We start from the raw sequence: 16,180 nt of genomic DNA, 5'->3' as shown, positions 1-16,180 counted from the left end.
ATCCCATGAAGGTCTGGAACCCGGTTGCGATGCGGGCCTACGCCCCGGCGATGGTTGGCTGGTGCCTCGCGCTGGCCGCCTGCCTGCGTGCGGAACAGCTGCGCGGCGACCTTCACGCGCAGGCCCTGCTGCCGGTACTGCAGGGCGGCGCGGTCGCCCTGCTGGTGTTCACGCTGTCCTGTATCGGTGCCGCCAGCATCGTGCTGTGGCGGACGGGCGGGAAGGAAGTACCGCCTCATGCTTTTGATGCTCAGGCCCATGCTTCACGGGAAGGCGCAGAGATCACCTGAAGGGAAAGAGATGTTACCTGTCGATAGAACGCCTGCAACACCACCCTTTGCATTGATGCCGTTGCAGTTTCCAACACCCAAGCGACGATTCTGAATGAACCGGTTGGAGCGGAATGTTGCCGTGGTACCGCCCGATGTCTCAAACACCGCTCCACCATAGTTCGCACCGCTTACAGCATTGTTTTCTGCAAAAAAGCGCTGTGAACCCTGTACGACGTCAATACCCCATTCACCAGGGCGTTCGATCACCGAGTTCTTGATGGTGCAGTCGACGCAGTTCACCAGATAGATGGCGCTGGCGCCGGAGTCGATGACGCGGGCGCCATCAATCATGACGTTGCTCGAGTTGTAGATGGCCATCTCGCCATCGCCCCCCGGGCCATCCTTGCGTCCGGTCAGCTGCCCATAGAGGATGGTGACGTCGCGGGAATCGGTGATCCACAGATTCGGGTCTGCCACATTGTTGCCCGCTATGCCGTTGGCACGCATGAAGGTGTCCCATATATCCACACCTTTCCCGCCCACGACACCAGTGCTGATCTGGAAGCCGACGATATCGAGGCTCCAGATGATGATGCGGTCCTGATGATAGGCCAGTACACCGAAGTTTCCGCCTGCACCGGTGGACAATGTGAAGTTGTGCAGCATGGTGCCGCTGCCGAGCCCGATTGCCTTCTGTGGGGAGCCATGGGCGGAGATCACGACGTCGGCCATGCTCGCACCCAATCCCTCGATGGTCGTGCCGGAGGGAACTTCCAGTGGTGCAGGCCCAGTGACGTAGGCGCCAGGCCGCAGGCAGATTTTCTTGCCAGGTGCGGCGGTCACTGCGGCAGCAAGGTCACCACCACTGTCGAGAGTGAGATCGCATGCCGAGGCCTGTGCAGCACCGGCCAGGCCTATGGCAAAGAGTACGGCGGAAATGCGTTGCTTCATTATGGGTTCCTTCCGTGGAGTGGTTGAAGTTGCATCCAAGATACCGCAGCCGACCGGCTTGACGTCAACGCAGTACTTCATCCGAACTGACCAGCTGCACGTCATGCATCAGGTTGAGGTAAGCCTCGTAGTAGCCCTTGTGCGAGGCACCGACGATGGTCAGCATGCGGGTGCCTGGATGCTGGCCCAGGATGTCGCGCATGTTGGCGACCATGCGCAGGTTGCGGGTTTCCCAGTAGCCCACGTAGTTGCGGCCGAAGCCTTCCGGCGAGGGCTCGACGAGGGTCGCGCCGAAATCGCTGTTGAAGGCCACCATCGTGGCCGCGGGGGCGTTGTAGGCGCGATACATTGCGAGCAATCCATCCGGTTGAGCAAGATTGGCCTCCAGTCGTTCATCGGCCGCCCTGCGCGCTTTGACGAAGGAATTGTCCCAGGCACCGCGTATGGCGGCAGCGTAGGCCTTCTGCTGCGATTCCGGTGTTGGCGAATCTGCAGTGTGGTCGTCGACCGACCACAGGCGCTCCAGCCCCAGGCGTGCCGCAAGTACGCCGGCCACCAGTCCGGCCTCGTTGCGGCGGGCCATGCGCGTGTCGAGGAACTGCACCAGTTCCGGTGTCAGGCTGTCCGAAGCACGTCGCTCTTCCCTGGGCAGCCGCAGCCATTGGACGACTGCCGAGCTGCTTTCGCCCGCGGCCAGGAACACGGCGGCCAATCGGCGCCGCTGGGCAGCGGTCGGCGCCTTCGGCCAATCCGCAAGCAGGCGTTCCATCTCCACGTTGGCGCTGGGCACGTCCAGGCCGGTGGCGGCCTGCGCCGGTGCCGGGTCGACGCAGTAGTCCGCTACGCTCTCCGCGTATCGGGCCGGATTGCGGCGCATGAAGTCACACTGCAGGCCGGACAGGTTCTCCACCGCGATCGCGGTGGGCCGCCAGGCTTCCAGGCGCTGCAGCAGAGGTTCCAGCATCGCCGGCGTGAAGGTCTCCGGCAGGCTGGACAGGTGCGGGCTGCCCAGCACCAGCACTTCGTTCGGGCGTCCTGCGGGTGGTCCCTTCAGCTGGTCGGGGTGGAAGGCGGGTCGATAGGCGGCGTCGTTGGCCAGCGCGCTGCTGCTGCACAGGGCCAGGAAGAGAAGGCTGGCAAAGCGAGGGAACATGCGATCTCCATGTCGATAAGCATCCTGCGGGACCTTCATGCTGGTCATTTTCTCCTGCTGGGGAATCCCGCATTGGTCATGTAAACCTTTCTGCCTTGAGCTGCATCCTTCTGCTGAGCGATGCTGCACGCAATGCCCAGGCGATGCAGAAGATGACATTGGACGACTGGACCATCGACAGTCCGCGGCTGCACCTCCGCCCTTTCACGCCCGGTGACGCCGACGAGGCATTTGTGGCAATCACACCCGGGCTGACCCGCTATATGGCGTTCGAGCCGCCACCCTCGAAGGAGGCGTTTGTTGCCGTCTGGCGGACGTGGCTGCTTACCATCGCCGACGGGACCGACATCACGTTGGTGATCCGCAGGCGCGGGGATGGGGTATTCCTTGGCCTGGCAGGCCTGCATCGAGCCCGTGAAGCAGAACCCGAACTGGGCATCTGGATCGCAGAAGTGATGCATGGGCACGGCTATGGCCGCGAGGCAGTGGCGGCGGTGTGGTCGGCGGCCTCCGGGCGCCTGCGCTGTGCTGCGTTCCGCTACCCGGTGGCGGAACGGAACCGGTCCAGCCGTGCATTGGCTGAGTCCCTTGGTGGGCAGGCTGTGGCACGTGAGCAGGGCGTGAAGTACACGGCAATCGTCTACCGCATTCCGGCTGCAATGCACGGAGTTGCGACGGACGTCGCGGAATCCCGCTAAAGCGGCCGACGGCGTCGCCGATACTCCCTCTGGATCCCGCTCCAGTCACCCGCCGCAGGACCCCAGGCTGCCCCCGACGGGTGGTCCGCGCAGTGTGTTCCGCCGTTTCCAGATGCCGATCGCACCCGCAGCAGACGTTCTTGGCAGTCGCTCGAGAGGTGCCCGTTGGCACCTGTAGTCCCTGGCAACTGATGTTGCCGCCGGGCATCCCGCCCGTCGGGTCACAACCGCTTACCGGACACCGAGGATCAGACAATGCTCATTCCAGGCTTCACGGCAGGCGCGCAGGCGCCGGCCGAGCTGCATACCCGTTGGTCGCCGTGGCGTGCGCTGCTTGGCGTGCTGGCGCCGCAGCAACGCACCAGCACAGAGGCGGCGATGACCGACCGCACCGAGCTGGAAGCGCAGGTGGCCGCGCTGCATCGCGTGCAGGCCGTCATCGAGTTCGCGCTCGACGGCACCATCCTGCGGGCCAATGACAATTTCCTGCAGGCGATGGGTTACCGGCTGGAGGAGATCCAGGGCAAGCATCACTCCCTGTTCGTCGACCCCGAGCAGGCGCGCAGCGCGGAATACCGCGACTTCTGGGTACGCCTGGGGCGTGGCGAATATGACGCCGGACAGTACCGCCGCTTCGGCAAAGGTCAGCGCGAGATCTGGATCCAGGCTTCGTACAACCCGGTGCTGGACCGCCAGGGGCGGCCGTACAAGGTGGTCAAGTTCGCGACCGACATCACCGCGCAGAAGCTGCAGGCGGCCGACTCGGCGGGGCAACTGGCCGCGATCGCCAAATCGCAGGCGGTGATCGAGTTCAGCATGGATGGCCGAATCCTGTCGGCCAATGACAATTTCCTGGCCGCTACCGGCTACAGCCTGGACGAGGTGCGCGGGCAGCACCATTCATTGTTTGTCGAGCCTGAGCATCGCAGCAGCGTCGAGTATCGCCAGTTCTGGGAGAAGCTCGGGCGCGGCGAATATGACGCCGGCCAGTATCGGCGCCTGGGCAAGGGCGGGCGCGAGGTCTGGATCCAGGCATCCTACAACCCGATCCTGGACCTCAATGGCAAGCCGTTCAAGGTCGTCAAGTACGCCACCGACATCACCGCGCAGGTGCACGAGAACCAGGCCATGCAGCGCGCCGTGGCGCAGACCCGCGAGGTGGTGGCTGCCGCCAAGCAGGGCGATCTGACCCCGCGCGTGGCCACCGCCGACAAGAACGGGTCGATCGCCGAACTGTGCGAAGGCGTGAATTCGCTGGTCGAGGCGATGGCCGCGATCATCGGCCAGATCAAGTTCGCCGCGGACACCATCGCAGTCGGCGCGACCGAAATCGCACAGGGCAACAGTGACCTCTCGCAGCGTACCGAGCAGCAGGCGGCCTCGCTGGAGGAAACCGCTGTGTCGATGAAAGGCCTGGCCGAGACCGTGCAGCGCACGGCCACCAACGCGCGCCAGGCCAGCCAGCTGGCCGGTGGAGCGGCCGACGTCGCCGCTCGAGGCGGCACTGTGGTGCATGAAGTGGTCGAGACGATGGCGGTGATCAATGCCTCGTCGCGGCGCATCGTCGACATCATCGGAGTGATCGACGGCATCGCCTTCCAGACCAACATTCTCGCGCTGAACGCAGCGGTGGAGGCTGCGCGTGCCGGTGAACATGGCCGCGGCTTTGCCGTGGTCGCCACTGAGATCCGCGAGCTGTCGCAGCGTTCGGCCAGCGCAGCCAAGGAGATCAAGCACCTGATCGATGAGTCGGTTGCCAATGTGGGCGCCGGCACGGCGCAGGTTGAGAGCGCGGGCCGTACCATGGATGAAATCGTGACCAACGTGCGCCGGGTCAGTGACCTGATGACTGAAATCAGCGCGGCCTCGCAGCAGCAGAGCGACGATATCCAGCAGATGAATCATGCGGTCGACCTGATCGATCAGGGCACCCAGCAGAACGCGGCCCTGGTCGAGGAGGCGTCGGCGGCGGCGCGCAGCATGGAAGAGCAGTCGGCGCAGCTGCTGCAGACCGTGGCCAGTTTCCGCGTGCAGGGCGGGGCCGGGCACCGGCACGGAACAGCGGGGCTGCACGCGGTCTAGGCGCGGCGACCGGACGGGTCTTCCATGCTATCGGTGTCGCCGCGTACGCAGTTGCGACCGGCATGTTTGGCGCGGTACAGGGCCTGGTCGGCGCGTTCGACCAGGTCGCGCGGATCGCGGTCTTCGCCGGGCGCCTGCCAGGCCACGCCGATGCTGATGGTGACGGTGGCCTCGGGAGCGGGCAGGGCTGCGACTTCGACCGAAGCGCGCAGCCGTTCGCCCAGGCCCAGTGCGTGGGCGGCATCGGGCGAGGGCAGGGCGGCGATGAACTCTTCGCCGCCATAGCGCGCCAGCAGATCGTCACCCCGTTGCAGGCAGCCATCAAGAATGGCGGCGACCGACTGCAGGCGACGATCGCCCTCCGGATGGCCATAGGTGTCATTGAGCCGTTTGAAGTGATCGATGTCGATCATCAGTACCGCCAGCCCGAGTCCCTGGCGGCGTGCGCGGCCACGGGCATTGCCAAGAGATTCGTCGAAGCTGCGGCGGTTGCCCAGCCCAGTCAGCGGATCGCGCCGCGCCAGCGTTTCCAGCTCATCGCGCTGGCGCTGGATCTCCACCTGGCTCAGCACGCTGCGCAGGGCATAACCGAGCATGGCACCAATGAAGCCCACCGTGGCCAGGGTGGGCTGCAGGCGCGCGACCAGCAGCGCCACCATCATCAGCAGCAAGGGCAGCATCAACGGCACGCCGGCGTCGACGATGCGGCGCAGGCTGCGCGATACCTCCACCGCCGGATAGCGGCGCTTGCTGGCGGCCATGACGGCCAGCATCACGAACAGTCCGCTGATCAGCAGGTCCCCCCAGTTGCCGTCAGGCAGCTGCGGCTGGCAGGTGTTGATGTAGAACGCCAGCAGGAAGTAGCCCAGCGCGTAGATCGCAAGTGTCCGGAAAAAATCGCGGCGGTCGGGATTGTCCTCGGCCAGGAAGCGGATCAGCGCGAAGCAGAACACCAGGCTGTTCTGTAGGTTGCTCATGGCGTTCAGGCACTGCGTCCACAATGCGGCGTTGAAATGCGCCATCGCCCGCGTGTGCCCGAAGTACAGCAGCCACAGCAGTGCGATGATCAGCAGGTCCACCGCGCGGATGCAGCGGTTGCCGCCGCCCGGGCTGGCGGCCACGTAGGTCAGGGGGATGCGGTAGAACACGTACAGGATCAGCGAAGACACGGTCATCTGCGCAGGATCGAGGCCGGCCACATTGCGGTACAGCAGGGCGAGCAGGGCCAGCGAGAACAGGCCCACGGCAGCGCCCAGCGTCCGCCATTTGCAGGCCGCCTGGCGGCTGTCACGTGCACGCCGCACGCAGGCCAGTGCAGCCAGCAACGGGGCGGTGATCAGCATCAGGTAGGAGCCGACCGGGTCCTGCGGGCCAACAAAGGCAATGACGAGCGCGTGCGTGACCAGAAAAAACAGTGCCGCACGCAACGTCATGCATTCCCCCGCCCCCAGCTCCGGCTGGGATCACGATAGGCAGAAGCACGTGTGGCTTGCAAGAAAAGTGTGCGCTGCGTCTATTTCGAAGCTTGCCGGAAGTCGCAGTTGTGTTTCAGCATGGTGACGCGGAGCCTTCGACGCGGGCGTACATCCAGAAGTCACGGGGCTGTCCTCGAACCCGCCGGTAAGCGCGCAGCAGGCCTTCGCGCTGCATGCCGAGGCGTTCCAGCACGGCGATCGAGCGGGCGTTGCTGTCCAGGACAGTCGCCTGGATTCGGACCAGGGCGAGTGCGGCATGGCCCCATTCGAGCACCGCGCGTGCTGCGTGCGTGGCCAGTCCCTGACCCTGCCAGCGCGGATCGAGATCATAGGCAAGTTCGCCGCGGCCATGCGACAGGTCGATTCCGTTCAGGCCAACGGTGCCGATCAGCTGGCTGTCGGCGCCCACCAGCGCCCAGCGCTGGTCCGTTGCCGTGGGCAGGTAACCGGCGATCTGGCAGCGCAGTGCTCTTTCGGAAACGTCGCCCCAGCTGGTGTGCTCGGTCACGCCCGGCAGCGAGAGATAGCCGGCCCAGGCGGCAGCATCATCCACGTGCAGTGGACGCAGCCGTGCGGGCAGGGTGGCAGGGAGCGTGGGCAGGGCGGGCGTTGGCATCGTCGCCAGTGTCGGCGCACGGGCCCTGAAAATGCAAAAGGCCAGGTCGGTGACCTGGCCTTTGATGCAGTGGTGCCGGTGAAAGGACTCGAACCTTCATGGGGTCACCCCCGGCTGATTTTGAGTCAGCTGCGTATACCATTCCGCCACACCGGCAGGCAGCGTGCGAGTGTAACCGAGGTCGGCATGGCTTTCATAGTGGGGAGGCCGATCGGGGCGCGTCCTGTCGGCTTCGGCCCTGTCATGGCTATACTGCGGCGGCTTGAATGCCTCCAGGAGCGGTAGCCGATGACAGTGTTGCAGGACCTGAGGGTGCTGGTGGTCGAGAACGACGAGATGAGTGCCGCACTGCTGCAGATGCAGCTGGTGCATGCCGGTGCGACGGTGGTGGGGCTGGCCGCGAGCGTGGCTGAAGCGCTGCGCCTGCTGCAGGCGTCGACCCCGGACGTGGCCCTGCTCGACTACCGCCTGGCCCGCAATGAGACCAGCGAGCCGGTGGCTGCGGCACTGTCGGCGCGCGGGGTGCCGTTCGTGCTGGCCACCGGGATGCAGGCCGAGCAGCTGCCCGAGCCGATGCTGGCCGGCGTGCTGCTGGTCAAGCCCTATCTCTCGGCAGATCTGAGCCAGGCGCTGGTACGCGCAGTGGGCCGCGCCAGCGCCAGCGCTTGATTGGCGCGTGCTGAAGCGGTGGGCGTATCCTGCCCGGGCCTGAATGCTCAGGCCTACAAGGAGAGTGGCATGAAGAAGTGGATCAAGCGCATGGTTGCTGCGGGTGTCCTTTCGATGGCGGTCTTCGGTGGTACGGCCTCTGCCGCGTGGTGTGGCCAGCCCTGTTTCCAGCTCTACAAGAGCTGCATCGCGCGGGGTGGAGAGGTCGAACAATGCCTGCAGGAACAGGCCTTCTGCGAAGAGGCGATGTGCGGCGGCAATCCCTGATCCATGAACCCCGCCCAGGCGGGGTTTTTCATCTGTGCGCGGTGTTCAGCCCGCTTCTTCGTATACGTAGCGGATCTCCTCGCGGTCGTCGAGGATGCGGTACTGCCGCGCCAGGTCATCCGGATCGGGATTGAGCCAGGCATCGAGGTGTTCCTTGCGGATGGGAACGACGCCACGGTCATGGCCCGCAGCGGCGACGTCGTGCGGAGGCGTGTCGGTGATCGTGGCAAATGACAGGAGGCGACCTTCCGGTCCTTCCCATTCCGCCCACAGGCAGGCCAGCAGCAGGTCGCGCGGGGGATCGGGCCGGAACTCCAGCACCACGTCCTGATCCTTCTCATCGGCACCCAGCGTATGGCCGGCGATGGCATGGCGTGGCACATGCTCATAGAACGCGTGCACCACCACCACGCCGTGGCGCAGCCCGAATGCACCGCGCCAATAGCCTTCCAGGCTGTCGCGCCGCGCGTTGTAGGTGCCGGGATAGAGGATGTCGTTGCGCACCGGCTTGTCCGGCAGCCGGCACTGGTAGCGCATTGGCTTGATCACACGTTTGCCGCCCTCGCCGACCATCACCGGTGCGTAGGTACCGGGGAAAATGCGGTTGTCGCGCGGCAGCAGCTGCACCCGGTGCAGGTCTTCCAGCCGAGCCTGCGCACGATCGATGCGATTGCCGGCCACGCGCAGGTCGTTGCGTGCCTTCTGGGTGGGGCGGGTCGCCAGCGTGGCATTGGCAATATCGCGTCGCTCGCGCTGGCGGGCCAGCTCCGCTTCCAGATCCTGGCGTTCCTGCGCATGCCACTGCTGGATTTTCGCGACGATGTCGCGGCCCTGCTCGGTGCGCGCGCCGGCGAAGCCGTCATCCATCGCCTTGGGAGTTCTGGGGCGCTTCTTGCCAGGATCGTGCGCGTACAGCTCCGCGAATTCTTCCAGCGACAGGATGGCGCCGAACTCGCGCACCAGCTTGGCGTAGTCGGCGCGGATCAGGGCGGAATAGCACATGGGAACTCTGCGGGCGTGGGTCGCAGCAGCTGCGACATGGATGAGGCAGGATAGCCCGACCTACAGGGAGATAGCGCATGAATGATTCCGTCGCCTGCCAGTTCCGCGACGCCGTGCCCACGGTCGAAGACTATTGCCAGTTGCGTGTGCTGGCGGGCCTCAGTGCCAAGAGCCAGGAGGCGGCGGCACGCGCGCTGCCCAATACCCTGTATGGCGTGTGTGCCTACCAGGGTAACGAGCTGGTGGCGATGGGGCGCATCGTCGGCGATGGGGGCTGCCACCTGCAGGTCTGCGATATCGCTGTGTTGCCGCGCCTGCAGGGTCAGGGCCTGGGCAAGGAAGTGATGCGTCGCCTGGAGGGCTGGATGCAGGCGAACCTGCCGCCGTCGGCATACGTCAGCCTTCTGGCAGATGGTGAAGCGCACCGGTTGTACGCGCAGTTTGGTTTCGCACCCACCGCACCTGCATCGATCGGGATGTATCGCCGGTTCTGAGGTGTGGCCGAGTTGAAGCCATCCACGCATGGCGTGGATCTACTGGGCCAACCGCCGCCGGATCCATCCCGGCCCTGCAGTAGATCCGCGCCATGCGTGGACAGGGCCTTCCCAGGAATCACAGGCAAAGAAAAACCCCGGCCGAAGCCGGGGTTTTAAAGAATTGGCGTCCCCACGGGGATTCGAACCCCGGTCGCCACCGTGAAAGGGTGATGTCCTAGGCCTCTAGACGATGGGGACGCACGAAAACTTCAAGTTGTAGATCCTTCGACGGCCTAATGTCGAAGTGGTGGAGCCAAGCGGGATCGAACCGCTGACCTCCTGCATGCCATGCAGGCGCTCTCCCAGCTGAGCTATGGCCCCAATGAAACTCCGGATGATCTGCCGGGAGCAGAGTCCGTTTTGAAACTGGCGTCCCCACGGGGATTCGAACCCCGGTCGCCACCGTGAAAGGGTGATGTCCTAGGCCTCTAGACGATGGGGACGCACGAAAAACTTCAAGTTGTAGAACTTTCGACGGCCTAATGTCGAAAGTGGTGGAGCCAAGCGGGATCGAACCGCTGACCTCCTGCATGCCATGCAGGCGCTCTCCCAGCTGAGCTATGGCCCCGTGTTACCGAGCCGCCTATCATACCTGCGTGTTCACGTTTGTGGAAGCTTTTTTTTGAGCTTTTTTCGTTCCGGTTCAACCGCGACCACGAGGGCAGGGGAACCGCAACGCCACAACCTGAATGCCGGTAGGCGGTGAACAAAAAAGACCCGGTTATCGGCCGGGTCCTCGTTGTTCGTGATGAGTGGCGTCCCCACGGGGATTCGAACCCCGGTCGCCACCGTGAAAGGGTGATGTCCTAGGCCTCTAGACGATGGGGACGCAATTCTCATCAATGTTCTTTAGCGACCTTTCGACGGCCTAATGCCGAAAGATTGGTGGAGCCAAGCGGGATCGAACCGCTGACCTCCTGCATGCCATGCAGGCGCTCTCCCAGCTGAGCTATGGCCCCACGTCGCTGAGGAGCGAAATAATAGCCTTGACCCAGGGGGTTGGCAAGCATTTGTTGCACTTTTCTTCACGTGCGTTGCGAAGCCGATGTCAGTCGCCTTTCGCCTGTGCAGCGTCTTCGGTCAGTGCCGCCAGGATCGGGCACTGGTCCAGCGCGCCGTGACCTGGGCAGGCGTCGACCAGCAGCGAAAGTGCAGTGTGCATGCGTTGCAGCTCCGCCATCCGCTGTGCGATGTCCTGCAGGCGCGCCTGCGCGGTGTCGCGCACGCTGCCCATGTCCTGCGAATGGCGATCGCTCAATGCGAGCAGCTCGCCGATCTCTTCAAGGCTGAAGCCCAGCGCCTTGGCGCGGCGGATGAATCGCAGCCGGCGCAGGTCCTGCTCGCCGAAGATGCGGTAGCCACCCGCCGAGCGGGCCGCAGTCGGCAGCAGCTGCTGTCGTTCGTAGTAGCGCACCGTATCGATCGGTACGCCCGCCTGGCGGGCCAGTTGTCCAATGTTCATGGCGGATTCCTGCAGGGGCTGCCGACCATTGTGAAGCCTGGAGTCTGGTCTAGAGTCAAGGCTTGGCCCGGGTGCGCGCATTCAGCGCACTTTGCAACTTTCTTCATAGCCCCGCCGATGGACCAGTTCCTACCCTTCGCCTGAACCGGCCGTTCGATGGCCTGCAACGAACCGAGGAGGTGGTCTGTGGAAGGATTCAGGAACGAAGGATTCGTCGAGATCGCGGTGGTTGAATACCCGGGAGGTGATCCGTCTGCCGCCTCCGTACTGGCCGAAATGGCGCACGTTGCCAATCGCCTTGCCCAGCAGCAGCGTCGGCCGTTCAAGCGGGTGCTGGTCACCCGCTGGATCGTGCCGGCCAGCCAGACAGGGGTGCATCGTATTGCGGGTGCGGAAATGCTCGATGCGGCCATCCCGGCTGTGATCGCGGTTCCCGGCCAGATCAGTGCCGGCGCGTGCCTGCGCGCGGACGAGGTCCTGCTGGACTGGCTGCGTGCGCACTATGACGGCGGCAGCCTGCTGGCCGCCGCCAGTGATGGCGTCAGCGTGCTGGCACGCGCCGGGTTGCTGGCCGGGCGTACGGTCAGTGGCCCCGATCTCGGACGCCATCCAGGCCTGCAGGCGCAGGCCGCGAGCTGGGTGCCGAGCGAGCGGGCGCTGGTGGATGACGGTGACCTGCTGACGGTCGGCGGGGCCCAGGCCTGGCGCTTCCTTGGCCTGCGACTGTTGTACCGGCTGCACGGGCAGGGCGTGGCCAGTGCGGTCGCACAGCAACTGGGCATCACCGTGCCCGCCACGATCCAGCAGGACCTGGAGCGCTTCAGCGCCAACTTCGCACATGGCGATCGTGATGTGCTGAAGGCACAGCGCTGGCTGCACACCACGGCGGCACGCGGCGCCACCCTTGCCGCGATCTGCGAGGTCTCCGGGCTGGAGCCGCGCACACTGCAGCGGCGGTTCCTCAAGGCCACCGGCCTGCGGCCGATCGAATACTGCCAACGGCTGCGCATCGCCAAGGCGCAGACCCTGCTGCAGCAGGGGGCGGGTATCGATGAGGTGGCGTGGGGTGTCGGCTATGCTGATCAGAGTGCTTTCCGCCGGTTGTTCCTGCGCATCGTTGGCATGACGCCGGCCAACTATCGGCGTCACGTCAGCAGCAAGCGTCGCGAGCGGCCCTTGATGCCGTCGGTGGCAGGCAGCCTGCGCGGGCTGCAATCGCCGTCGGTGATGCAACTGGGGCGCAGCGCGGCCTGATGTCGGCGGCATCGTCGCGCTTGCAACCGGAGCGCGACACTTCGACCATGCAGTCAGTGGACGATTGAACAGGTGGTCTGATGTCGAGCGTTGGGCCGGTGCCGATGCCGGTGGTGTTGATTCTCGTGTGCGTAGTGATTGCCATGGCCGTGGCGCGTCTGTGGCCACGCAGGAAGGACGGCATGCCGCTGCCTTCTGCACCCAGCATGGTTCTGGACATGCTGCTGGTGGGCCTGCTGTGTGGTCGCATCAGCTTCGTGGCCTTGAACTTCGCCCTGTATCGCGAGGCGCCGTGGAGCATTCTGCAGATTGCCGATGGTGGCTACCACCTGGTGGTTGTCCTGGTTGCGGGATCGGCATGGGGGCTGTGGCGGGTGCGCCCATGGCGGGCGTTGCGCGCCCCGGTGCTGGGCGCGGCGTTGGCGGGTGTGCTGCTATGGGCGGGCGGTAGTCAGCTGCTGTCCGCATGGCAGGAGCGGCAGATGCCCTTGCCGGTACTGCAGGTTGCTGATCTGCAGGGGGGCAGGGTTGATCTGCAGCAGTTCCGGGGAAAACCGCTTGTGCTGAATCTCTGGGCGACCTGGTGCGGGCCCTGCCGGCGCGAGATGCCGGTCCTGGCTGCGGCGCAGCAGGCGCATGCGGACGTGCAGTTCGTGTTCCTCAACCAGGGTGAAACCCTTGAGGAGGTCCAGGGTTTCGTTGCGCGCGAACGGCTGCTGCTGCACAACGTTTTGCTCGATGATGACGCTGCGGCATCCACGGTGCTGGGCGTGCAGGCCTATCCCTCGACCCTGTTCTTCGATGCCGAAGGGCGCCTGCGTGAACTGCACCTCGGCGAACTGACGGCAGCCGGTCTTGAACACAAACTGCGCCGGCTGCGGTAGCCTGCGCGGGCATCTCACTACGGAGTTCCCATGTTGTCGACTTCCCTGCGAACCGCCCCTGCGGTGCTGTTGCTGCCGGTCCTGCTGGCATTGGCTGCCTGCAGCCAGGCACAGACGCCACCGGGCAAGACCGCCGCGGCACCGGCAGCGAGCGCCACAGCCACGGCCAACAAGGGCGATCGCCCTGCGGTGCTGAAGGGCATCGAGAAGCATGGTTTCGAGGTCGTCGCAGAATTCGATGCCCCCGGTGGCCTGCGGGGCTTCGCCGGCGTGGTCGGCGGCCAGCAGCCGGCAGCGGCCTATGTCACTGCTGACGGCAAGAACGTACTGGTCGGCAGCCTGTTCGATGCGGAGGGCAACGATGTAGCCGCTGAGGCCGTTGAGAAGCTGGTGGCTTCGCCGATGTCGGCCAAGATGTGGACCAAGCTGGAAGCCAGCGCCTGGGTGCGTGATGGCAAGGCCGATGCGCCGCGCGTGGTCTATACCTTCAGCGATGCCAACTGCCCGTACTGCCACAAGTTCTGGGAAGCGGCACGGCCGTGGGTCGATGCCGGCAAGGTGCAGCTGCGTCACATCATGGTCGGCGTGATCCGCGAGGACAGCCCGGCCAAGGCCGCGGCGATCCTTGCCGCGCGTGACCCGAGTGCGGCGCTGCTGCAGAACGAGCACGATTTTGATCGCGGTGGCATCAAGGCGCTGCCGAACATCAGCCGCGAGATCGCTGGCAAGCTCGACGCCAATCAGGTGCTGATGATCGAGATGGGCTTCCAGGGCACCCCGGGCATCCTGTTCCAGGACGCACAGGGCCAGGTGCAGCGTCGTGCGGGTCTGCCGCAGGGTGCCGATCTGCAGACGGTGCTTGGCCCGCGCTGAGTGGCGCCAGCCCCATGAAACATTGCGCAGGCCCGCATGGCAGCATGCGGGCCTGTCACATTCCATGGCGGGCATTGCGGTTGCGGGCCCGCGCAACAGTGGTTCATCGTCACGTATGAATCGTGACTGACATCAAGCATCCCGCCTTGATTCCAATCAAGGCCAAAAACGACAGGCGGATTAGCCTGTGACGCATGGAATACAGCGTCAATGCGCGATGGATGCCGCGCTCGCCACGCCCTGATCAGGGTCGGCTGGCACAGCCATTCACGACACTCTCACTCTGTGCTTGTTACCCAGACCGCTGCGGTCGCCACCTCTCTGGCAGCGCGGCCTTGATGGCGTCGACATCGGTGCGGGCAGGGCAGTGTCATCGTCCTGTTGCCTGCCATGCGCAGGCTGGCCGGTGTCGTCGACGCAGTATCCGCATTTCCAGCAACGGCAGCACGAGGCCGGAGTGGCGCATGCGTGCGTCCCGTCTGCGTGCTGCGAACAGGGGTCGTCCAGGGAGGATGCAATGCGCGCGGCGGTACTGAGCCTGGCCTGTGTGACAGCACTGGCGATCACGCCGGCGTATGCACAGGTGGATGACAAGAAGGACGCGCAGGCGCTGCGTCGTGAGATTGCGGTCATGCGGCAGGCACTGGAGGGCATGCAGCAGCGGTTGGACCGCCTTGAGCAGCGCGACGCAACCGTTGCGCCTGCTACAGCACAGGCACCCGCCGCCGTGGTCGCGCCTGCCAGCACTGCCAACCTGCTGCACCCCACCCAGGTACCGGGCGTGGCACAGCCGGTGCTGCCGCAGCGCGAATCGGTGGCCGATCCGTCCACCGCCGCGTCGCGACCGGACAGTGCGGCCGGCCCGACCGATCCGGACCTGAAGGGCTTCTTCGCCATTCCGGGTACTGACACGGTGATCCGCATCGGCGGCTACGCCAAGCTCGATGCCATCGCCGATTCGCGTGCAGCGGGGGATGAGGATCAGTTCATTCCCTCGTCGATGCCGGTCGGTGGCAGTCATCGTGATGTCTCGAACTTCAACATCCATGCCAAGCAGACCCGCTTCAGTTTCGAGGCGCGGCGTCCGACCACGCACGGCAACCTGCGCTTCTACCTGGAGAACGACTTCTTCGGCAGTAGTGACGGCTACGAATTCCGGCTGCGCCATGCCTATGGCCAGCTCGGCAATACCTATGCCGGTTACGGCTACTCCAGCTTCATGGATCCGGACAGCCTGCCCGATACATTGGACTTCGCAGGTCCCGGCGGTGCCGGCTACCTGCTGGTGGCAGGCATCCACCACAGCTTTGCGATGGGCAAGGGCAACACCCTGACCGTCGCCGCCGAAGATCCGAAGACCGAACTGGCCGGCGCCAGCGATGAGCGAGCGGCAGTGAACCGCCTGCCCGACGTGACGGCGACCGCGCGCATGGAGCGCGACTGGGGCCACCTGCAACTGGGCGCGGTGGCACGCAGCCTGGCCTATGACGGTGACGATGAGCGCGACCGGCGCATGGCCGGTGGCCTGCAGCTGAGCGGCTCGGCGTCGGTAGGCGAACGCGACCTGCTGCTGTTCGGCGCTTTGGGTGGGCGCGGCCTCAGCCGTTACACCGCCGACCTGACCGGCTCCGGACTGGACGCGGTGGTCAGTGCCGATGGCCGTCTAGACGCGCTGGACCTGCACGGCGGTTTCGTCGGCTACACCCACTACTGGTCCGAGCTGTGGCGTTCGAACCTGATCTTCGGCCAGCTGACCCTGGAGCGGAATGCCGCACTGGCGGCCGATGCATTCCGGCAGAGCCGGTACGGCGTGTTCAACCTGATCTGGAGCCCGGCACCGTCGTGGACGATGGGCATGGAGCTGCTGTACGGCCGCCTGGAACAGCAGAGCGGCGCACGCGGCGACACGGTCCGGGTGCAGGGCAGCCTGCAATACAACTTCATCAAATAGGCGCCAGCGGTCGTACGCCAGCGCAACCGTCCCCA

General features: G+C 65.2%; 16 protein-coding genes and 7 tRNA genes. 10 read left to right on the top strand and 13 right to left on the bottom strand.

The genetic code is table 11. The features are described from left to right. Positions 1–5: 5 nt before the first annotated feature. A complete protein-coding gene (locus tag ACSYS9_RS14630; RefSeq protein WP_223276933.1) occupies positions 6–290 on the top strand; it encodes a hypothetical protein in 285 nt (94 codons plus the stop codon). On the opposite strand, the gene ACSYS9_RS14625 is transcribed toward ACSYS9_RS14630, so the two are convergent. Beyond that, on the bottom strand, positions 264–1,223 hold the full coding sequence (locus ACSYS9_RS14625; protein ID WP_071228832.1) for a right-handed parallel beta-helix repeat-containing protein: 960 nt from the start codon (positions 1,221–1,223) through the stop codon (positions 264–266). The genes ACSYS9_RS14630 and ACSYS9_RS14625 overlap by 27 nt on opposite strands. 64 nt (positions 1,224–1,287) lie before the next feature. After that, positions 1,288–2,376, bottom strand: coding sequence for a DUF5694 domain-containing protein (locus tag ACSYS9_RS14620; protein WP_071228854.1), 1,089 nt, complete (start codon positions 2,374–2,376; stop codon positions 1,288–1,290). Between the two features lie 95 nt (positions 2,377–2,471). On the opposite strand from ACSYS9_RS14620, the gene ACSYS9_RS14615 reads away from it, so the two are divergent. Continuing rightward, entirely contained in the window at positions 2,472–3,074 is a 603-nt protein-coding gene (locus ACSYS9_RS14615) for a GNAT family N-acetyltransferase (RefSeq protein WP_256201494.1), read from the top strand. Between the two features lie 255 nt (positions 3,075–3,329). After that, complete coding sequence (locus ACSYS9_RS14610; RefSeq protein WP_071228833.1) at positions 3,330–5,156, top strand: methyl-accepting chemotaxis protein; 1,827 nt, start codon at positions 3,330–3,332, stop codon at positions 5,154–5,156. On the opposite strand, the gene ACSYS9_RS14605 is transcribed toward ACSYS9_RS14610, so the two are convergent. From ACSYS9_RS14605 to ACSYS9_RS14595, 3 genes are all read right to left on the bottom strand, one after another. After that, positions 5,153–6,589 (bottom strand): GGDEF domain-containing protein, encoded by a 1,437-nt coding sequence (locus tag ACSYS9_RS14605; RefSeq protein ID WP_071228834.1) that lies wholly within the window; start codon positions 6,587–6,589, stop codon positions 5,153–5,155. The genes ACSYS9_RS14610 and ACSYS9_RS14605 overlap by 4 nt on opposite strands. 115 nt (positions 6,590–6,704) lie before the next feature. Then, positions 6,705–7,247, bottom strand: a complete 543-nt coding sequence (locus ACSYS9_RS14600; protein WP_032129386.1) for a GNAT family N-acetyltransferase — start codon at positions 7,245–7,247, stop codon at positions 6,705–6,707. A 70-nt stretch (positions 7,248–7,317) separates the two neighbouring features. Continuing rightward, positions 7,318–7,403: transfer RNA gene (locus ACSYS9_RS14595), tRNA-Leu, on the bottom strand. 132 nt (positions 7,404–7,535) lie between these two features. Between ACSYS9_RS14595 and ACSYS9_RS14590 the strand changes: the two genes are divergently transcribed. Both ACSYS9_RS14590 and ACSYS9_RS14585 read left to right on the top strand, forming a co-directional pair. Next, positions 7,536–7,916 (top strand): response regulator, encoded by a 381-nt coding sequence (locus ACSYS9_RS14590; protein ID WP_032129385.1) that lies wholly within the window; start codon positions 7,536–7,538, stop codon positions 7,914–7,916. 69 nt (positions 7,917–7,985) lie between these two features. After that, complete coding sequence (locus ACSYS9_RS14585) at positions 7,986–8,183, top strand: hypothetical protein (protein WP_010484956.1); 198 nt, start codon at positions 7,986–7,988, stop codon at positions 8,181–8,183. Positions 8,184–8,228: 45 nt separating this feature from the next. Here the strand turns inward: ACSYS9_RS14585 and ACSYS9_RS14580 are convergent, their stop codons facing one another. After that, entirely contained in the window at positions 8,229–9,185 is a 957-nt protein-coding gene (locus ACSYS9_RS14580) for an SOS response-associated peptidase family protein (protein ID WP_071228835.1), read from the bottom strand. A gap of 77 nt (positions 9,186–9,262) precedes the next feature. Between ACSYS9_RS14580 and ACSYS9_RS14575 the strand changes: the two genes are divergently transcribed. Beyond that, a complete protein-coding gene (locus ACSYS9_RS14575; protein ID WP_010484960.1) occupies positions 9,263–9,679 on the top strand; it encodes a GNAT family N-acetyltransferase in 417 nt (138 codons plus the stop codon). Between the two features lie 164 nt (positions 9,680–9,843). Here the strand turns inward: ACSYS9_RS14575 and ACSYS9_RS14570 are convergent. The 7 genes from ACSYS9_RS14570 to ACSYS9_RS14540 all read right to left on the bottom strand — a co-directional run bounded on the left by ACSYS9_RS14570 (position 9,844) and on the right by ACSYS9_RS14540 (position 11,183). Beyond that, positions 9,844–9,919, bottom strand: a tRNA-Glu gene (locus tag ACSYS9_RS14570). Between the two features lie 47 nt (positions 9,920–9,966). Then, positions 9,967–10,042, bottom strand: a tRNA-Ala gene (locus ACSYS9_RS14565). Between the two features lie 46 nt (positions 10,043–10,088). Then, positions 10,089–10,164 (bottom strand) — tRNA-Glu (locus ACSYS9_RS14560). Between the two features lie 49 nt (positions 10,165–10,213). Next, positions 10,214–10,289: transfer RNA gene (locus ACSYS9_RS14555), tRNA-Ala, on the bottom strand. A 185-nt stretch (positions 10,290–10,474) separates the two neighbouring features. Beyond that, positions 10,475–10,550 (bottom strand) — tRNA-Glu (locus ACSYS9_RS14550). Between the two features lie 54 nt (positions 10,551–10,604). Next, a tRNA-Ala gene (locus ACSYS9_RS14545) sits at positions 10,605–10,680 on the bottom strand. A gap of 89 nt (positions 10,681–10,769) precedes the next feature. Continuing rightward, complete coding sequence (locus ACSYS9_RS14540; RefSeq protein WP_071228836.1) at positions 10,770–11,183, bottom strand: heavy metal-responsive transcriptional regulator; 414 nt, start codon at positions 11,181–11,183, stop codon at positions 10,770–10,772. A gap of 186 nt (positions 11,184–11,369) precedes the next feature. Here ACSYS9_RS14540 and ACSYS9_RS14535 point away from each other — a divergent pair, with 186 nt between their 5' ends. The 4 genes from ACSYS9_RS14535 to ACSYS9_RS14520 all read left to right on the top strand — a co-directional run bounded on the left by ACSYS9_RS14535 (position 11,370) and on the right by ACSYS9_RS14520 (position 16,145). Then, complete coding sequence (locus ACSYS9_RS14535) at positions 11,370–12,437, top strand: GlxA family transcriptional regulator (RefSeq protein WP_032129381.1); 1,068 nt, start codon at positions 11,370–11,372, stop codon at positions 12,435–12,437. An 80-nt stretch (positions 12,438–12,517) separates the two neighbouring features. Next, on the top strand, positions 12,518–13,321 hold the full coding sequence (locus tag ACSYS9_RS14530; RefSeq protein WP_032129380.1) for a TlpA disulfide reductase family protein: 804 nt from the start codon (positions 12,518–12,520) through the stop codon (positions 13,319–13,321). Between the two features lie 30 nt (positions 13,322–13,351). Continuing rightward, on the top strand, positions 13,352–14,194 hold the full coding sequence (dsbG, locus tag ACSYS9_RS14525) for a thiol:disulfide interchange protein DsbG (RefSeq protein ID WP_032129379.1): 843 nt from the start codon (positions 13,352–13,354) through the stop codon (positions 14,192–14,194). 517 nt (positions 14,195–14,711) lie between these two features. Further along, positions 14,712–16,145, top strand: coding sequence for a DcaP family trimeric outer membrane transporter (locus ACSYS9_RS14520; RefSeq protein WP_071228837.1), 1,434 nt, complete (start codon positions 14,712–14,714; stop codon positions 16,143–16,145). Positions 16,146–16,180: the final 35 nt, after the last annotated feature.

Source organism: Stenotrophomonas sp. STK17_22 (assembly GCF_051983905.1).
In the GTDB taxonomy this organism is placed as follows: domain Bacteria; phylum Pseudomonadota; class Gammaproteobacteria; order Xanthomonadales; family Xanthomonadaceae; genus Stenotrophomonas; species Stenotrophomonas maltophilia_A.
Note: the sequence above shows the minus strand (reverse complement) of the source record. Positions and strands in the feature narration are given on the sequence as shown.

Coding starts and splice junctions, on each gene's coding strand:
- ACSYS9_RS14630 (WP_223276933.1), top strand. CDS start 6: ATGAAGGTCTGGAACCCGGTTGCGATGCGGGCCTACGCCCCGGCGATG.
- ACSYS9_RS14625 (WP_071228832.1), bottom strand. CDS start 1,223: ATGAAGCAACGCATTTCCGCCGTACTCTTTGCCATAGGCCTGGCCGGT.
- ACSYS9_RS14620 (WP_071228854.1), bottom strand. CDS start 2,376: ATGTTCCCTCGCTTTGCCAGCCTTCTCTTCCTGGCCCTGTGCAGCAGC.
- ACSYS9_RS14610 (WP_071228833.1), top strand. CDS start 3,330: ATGCTCATTCCAGGCTTCACGGCAGGCGCGCAGGCGCCGGCCGAGCTG.
- ACSYS9_RS14605 (WP_071228834.1), bottom strand. CDS start 6,589: ATGACGTTGCGTGCGGCACTGTTTTTTCTGGTCACGCACGCGCTCGTC.
- ACSYS9_RS14600 (WP_032129386.1), bottom strand. CDS start 7,247: ATGCCAACGCCCGCCCTGCCCACGCTCCCTGCCACCCTGCCCGCACGG.
- ACSYS9_RS14590 (WP_032129385.1), top strand. CDS start 7,536: ATGACAGTGTTGCAGGACCTGAGGGTGCTGGTGGTCGAGAACGACGAG.
- ACSYS9_RS14585 (WP_010484956.1), top strand. CDS start 7,986: ATGAAGAAGTGGATCAAGCGCATGGTTGCTGCGGGTGTCCTTTCGATG.
- ACSYS9_RS14580 (WP_071228835.1), bottom strand. CDS start 9,185: ATGTGCTATTCCGCCCTGATCCGCGCCGACTACGCCAAGCTGGTGCGC.
- ACSYS9_RS14575 (WP_010484960.1), top strand. CDS start 9,263: ATGAATGATTCCGTCGCCTGCCAGTTCCGCGACGCCGTGCCCACGGTC.
- ACSYS9_RS14540 (WP_071228836.1), bottom strand. CDS start 11,183: ATGAACATTGGACAACTGGCCCGCCAGGCGGGCGTACCGATCGATACG.
- ACSYS9_RS14530 (WP_032129380.1), top strand. CDS start 12,518: ATGTCGAGCGTTGGGCCGGTGCCGATGCCGGTGGTGTTGATTCTCGTG.
- dsbG (WP_032129379.1), top strand. CDS start 13,352: ATGTTGTCGACTTCCCTGCGAACCGCCCCTGCGGTGCTGTTGCTGCCG.
- ACSYS9_RS14520 (WP_071228837.1), top strand. CDS start 14,712: ATGCGCGCGGCGGTACTGAGCCTGGCCTGTGTGACAGCACTGGCGATC.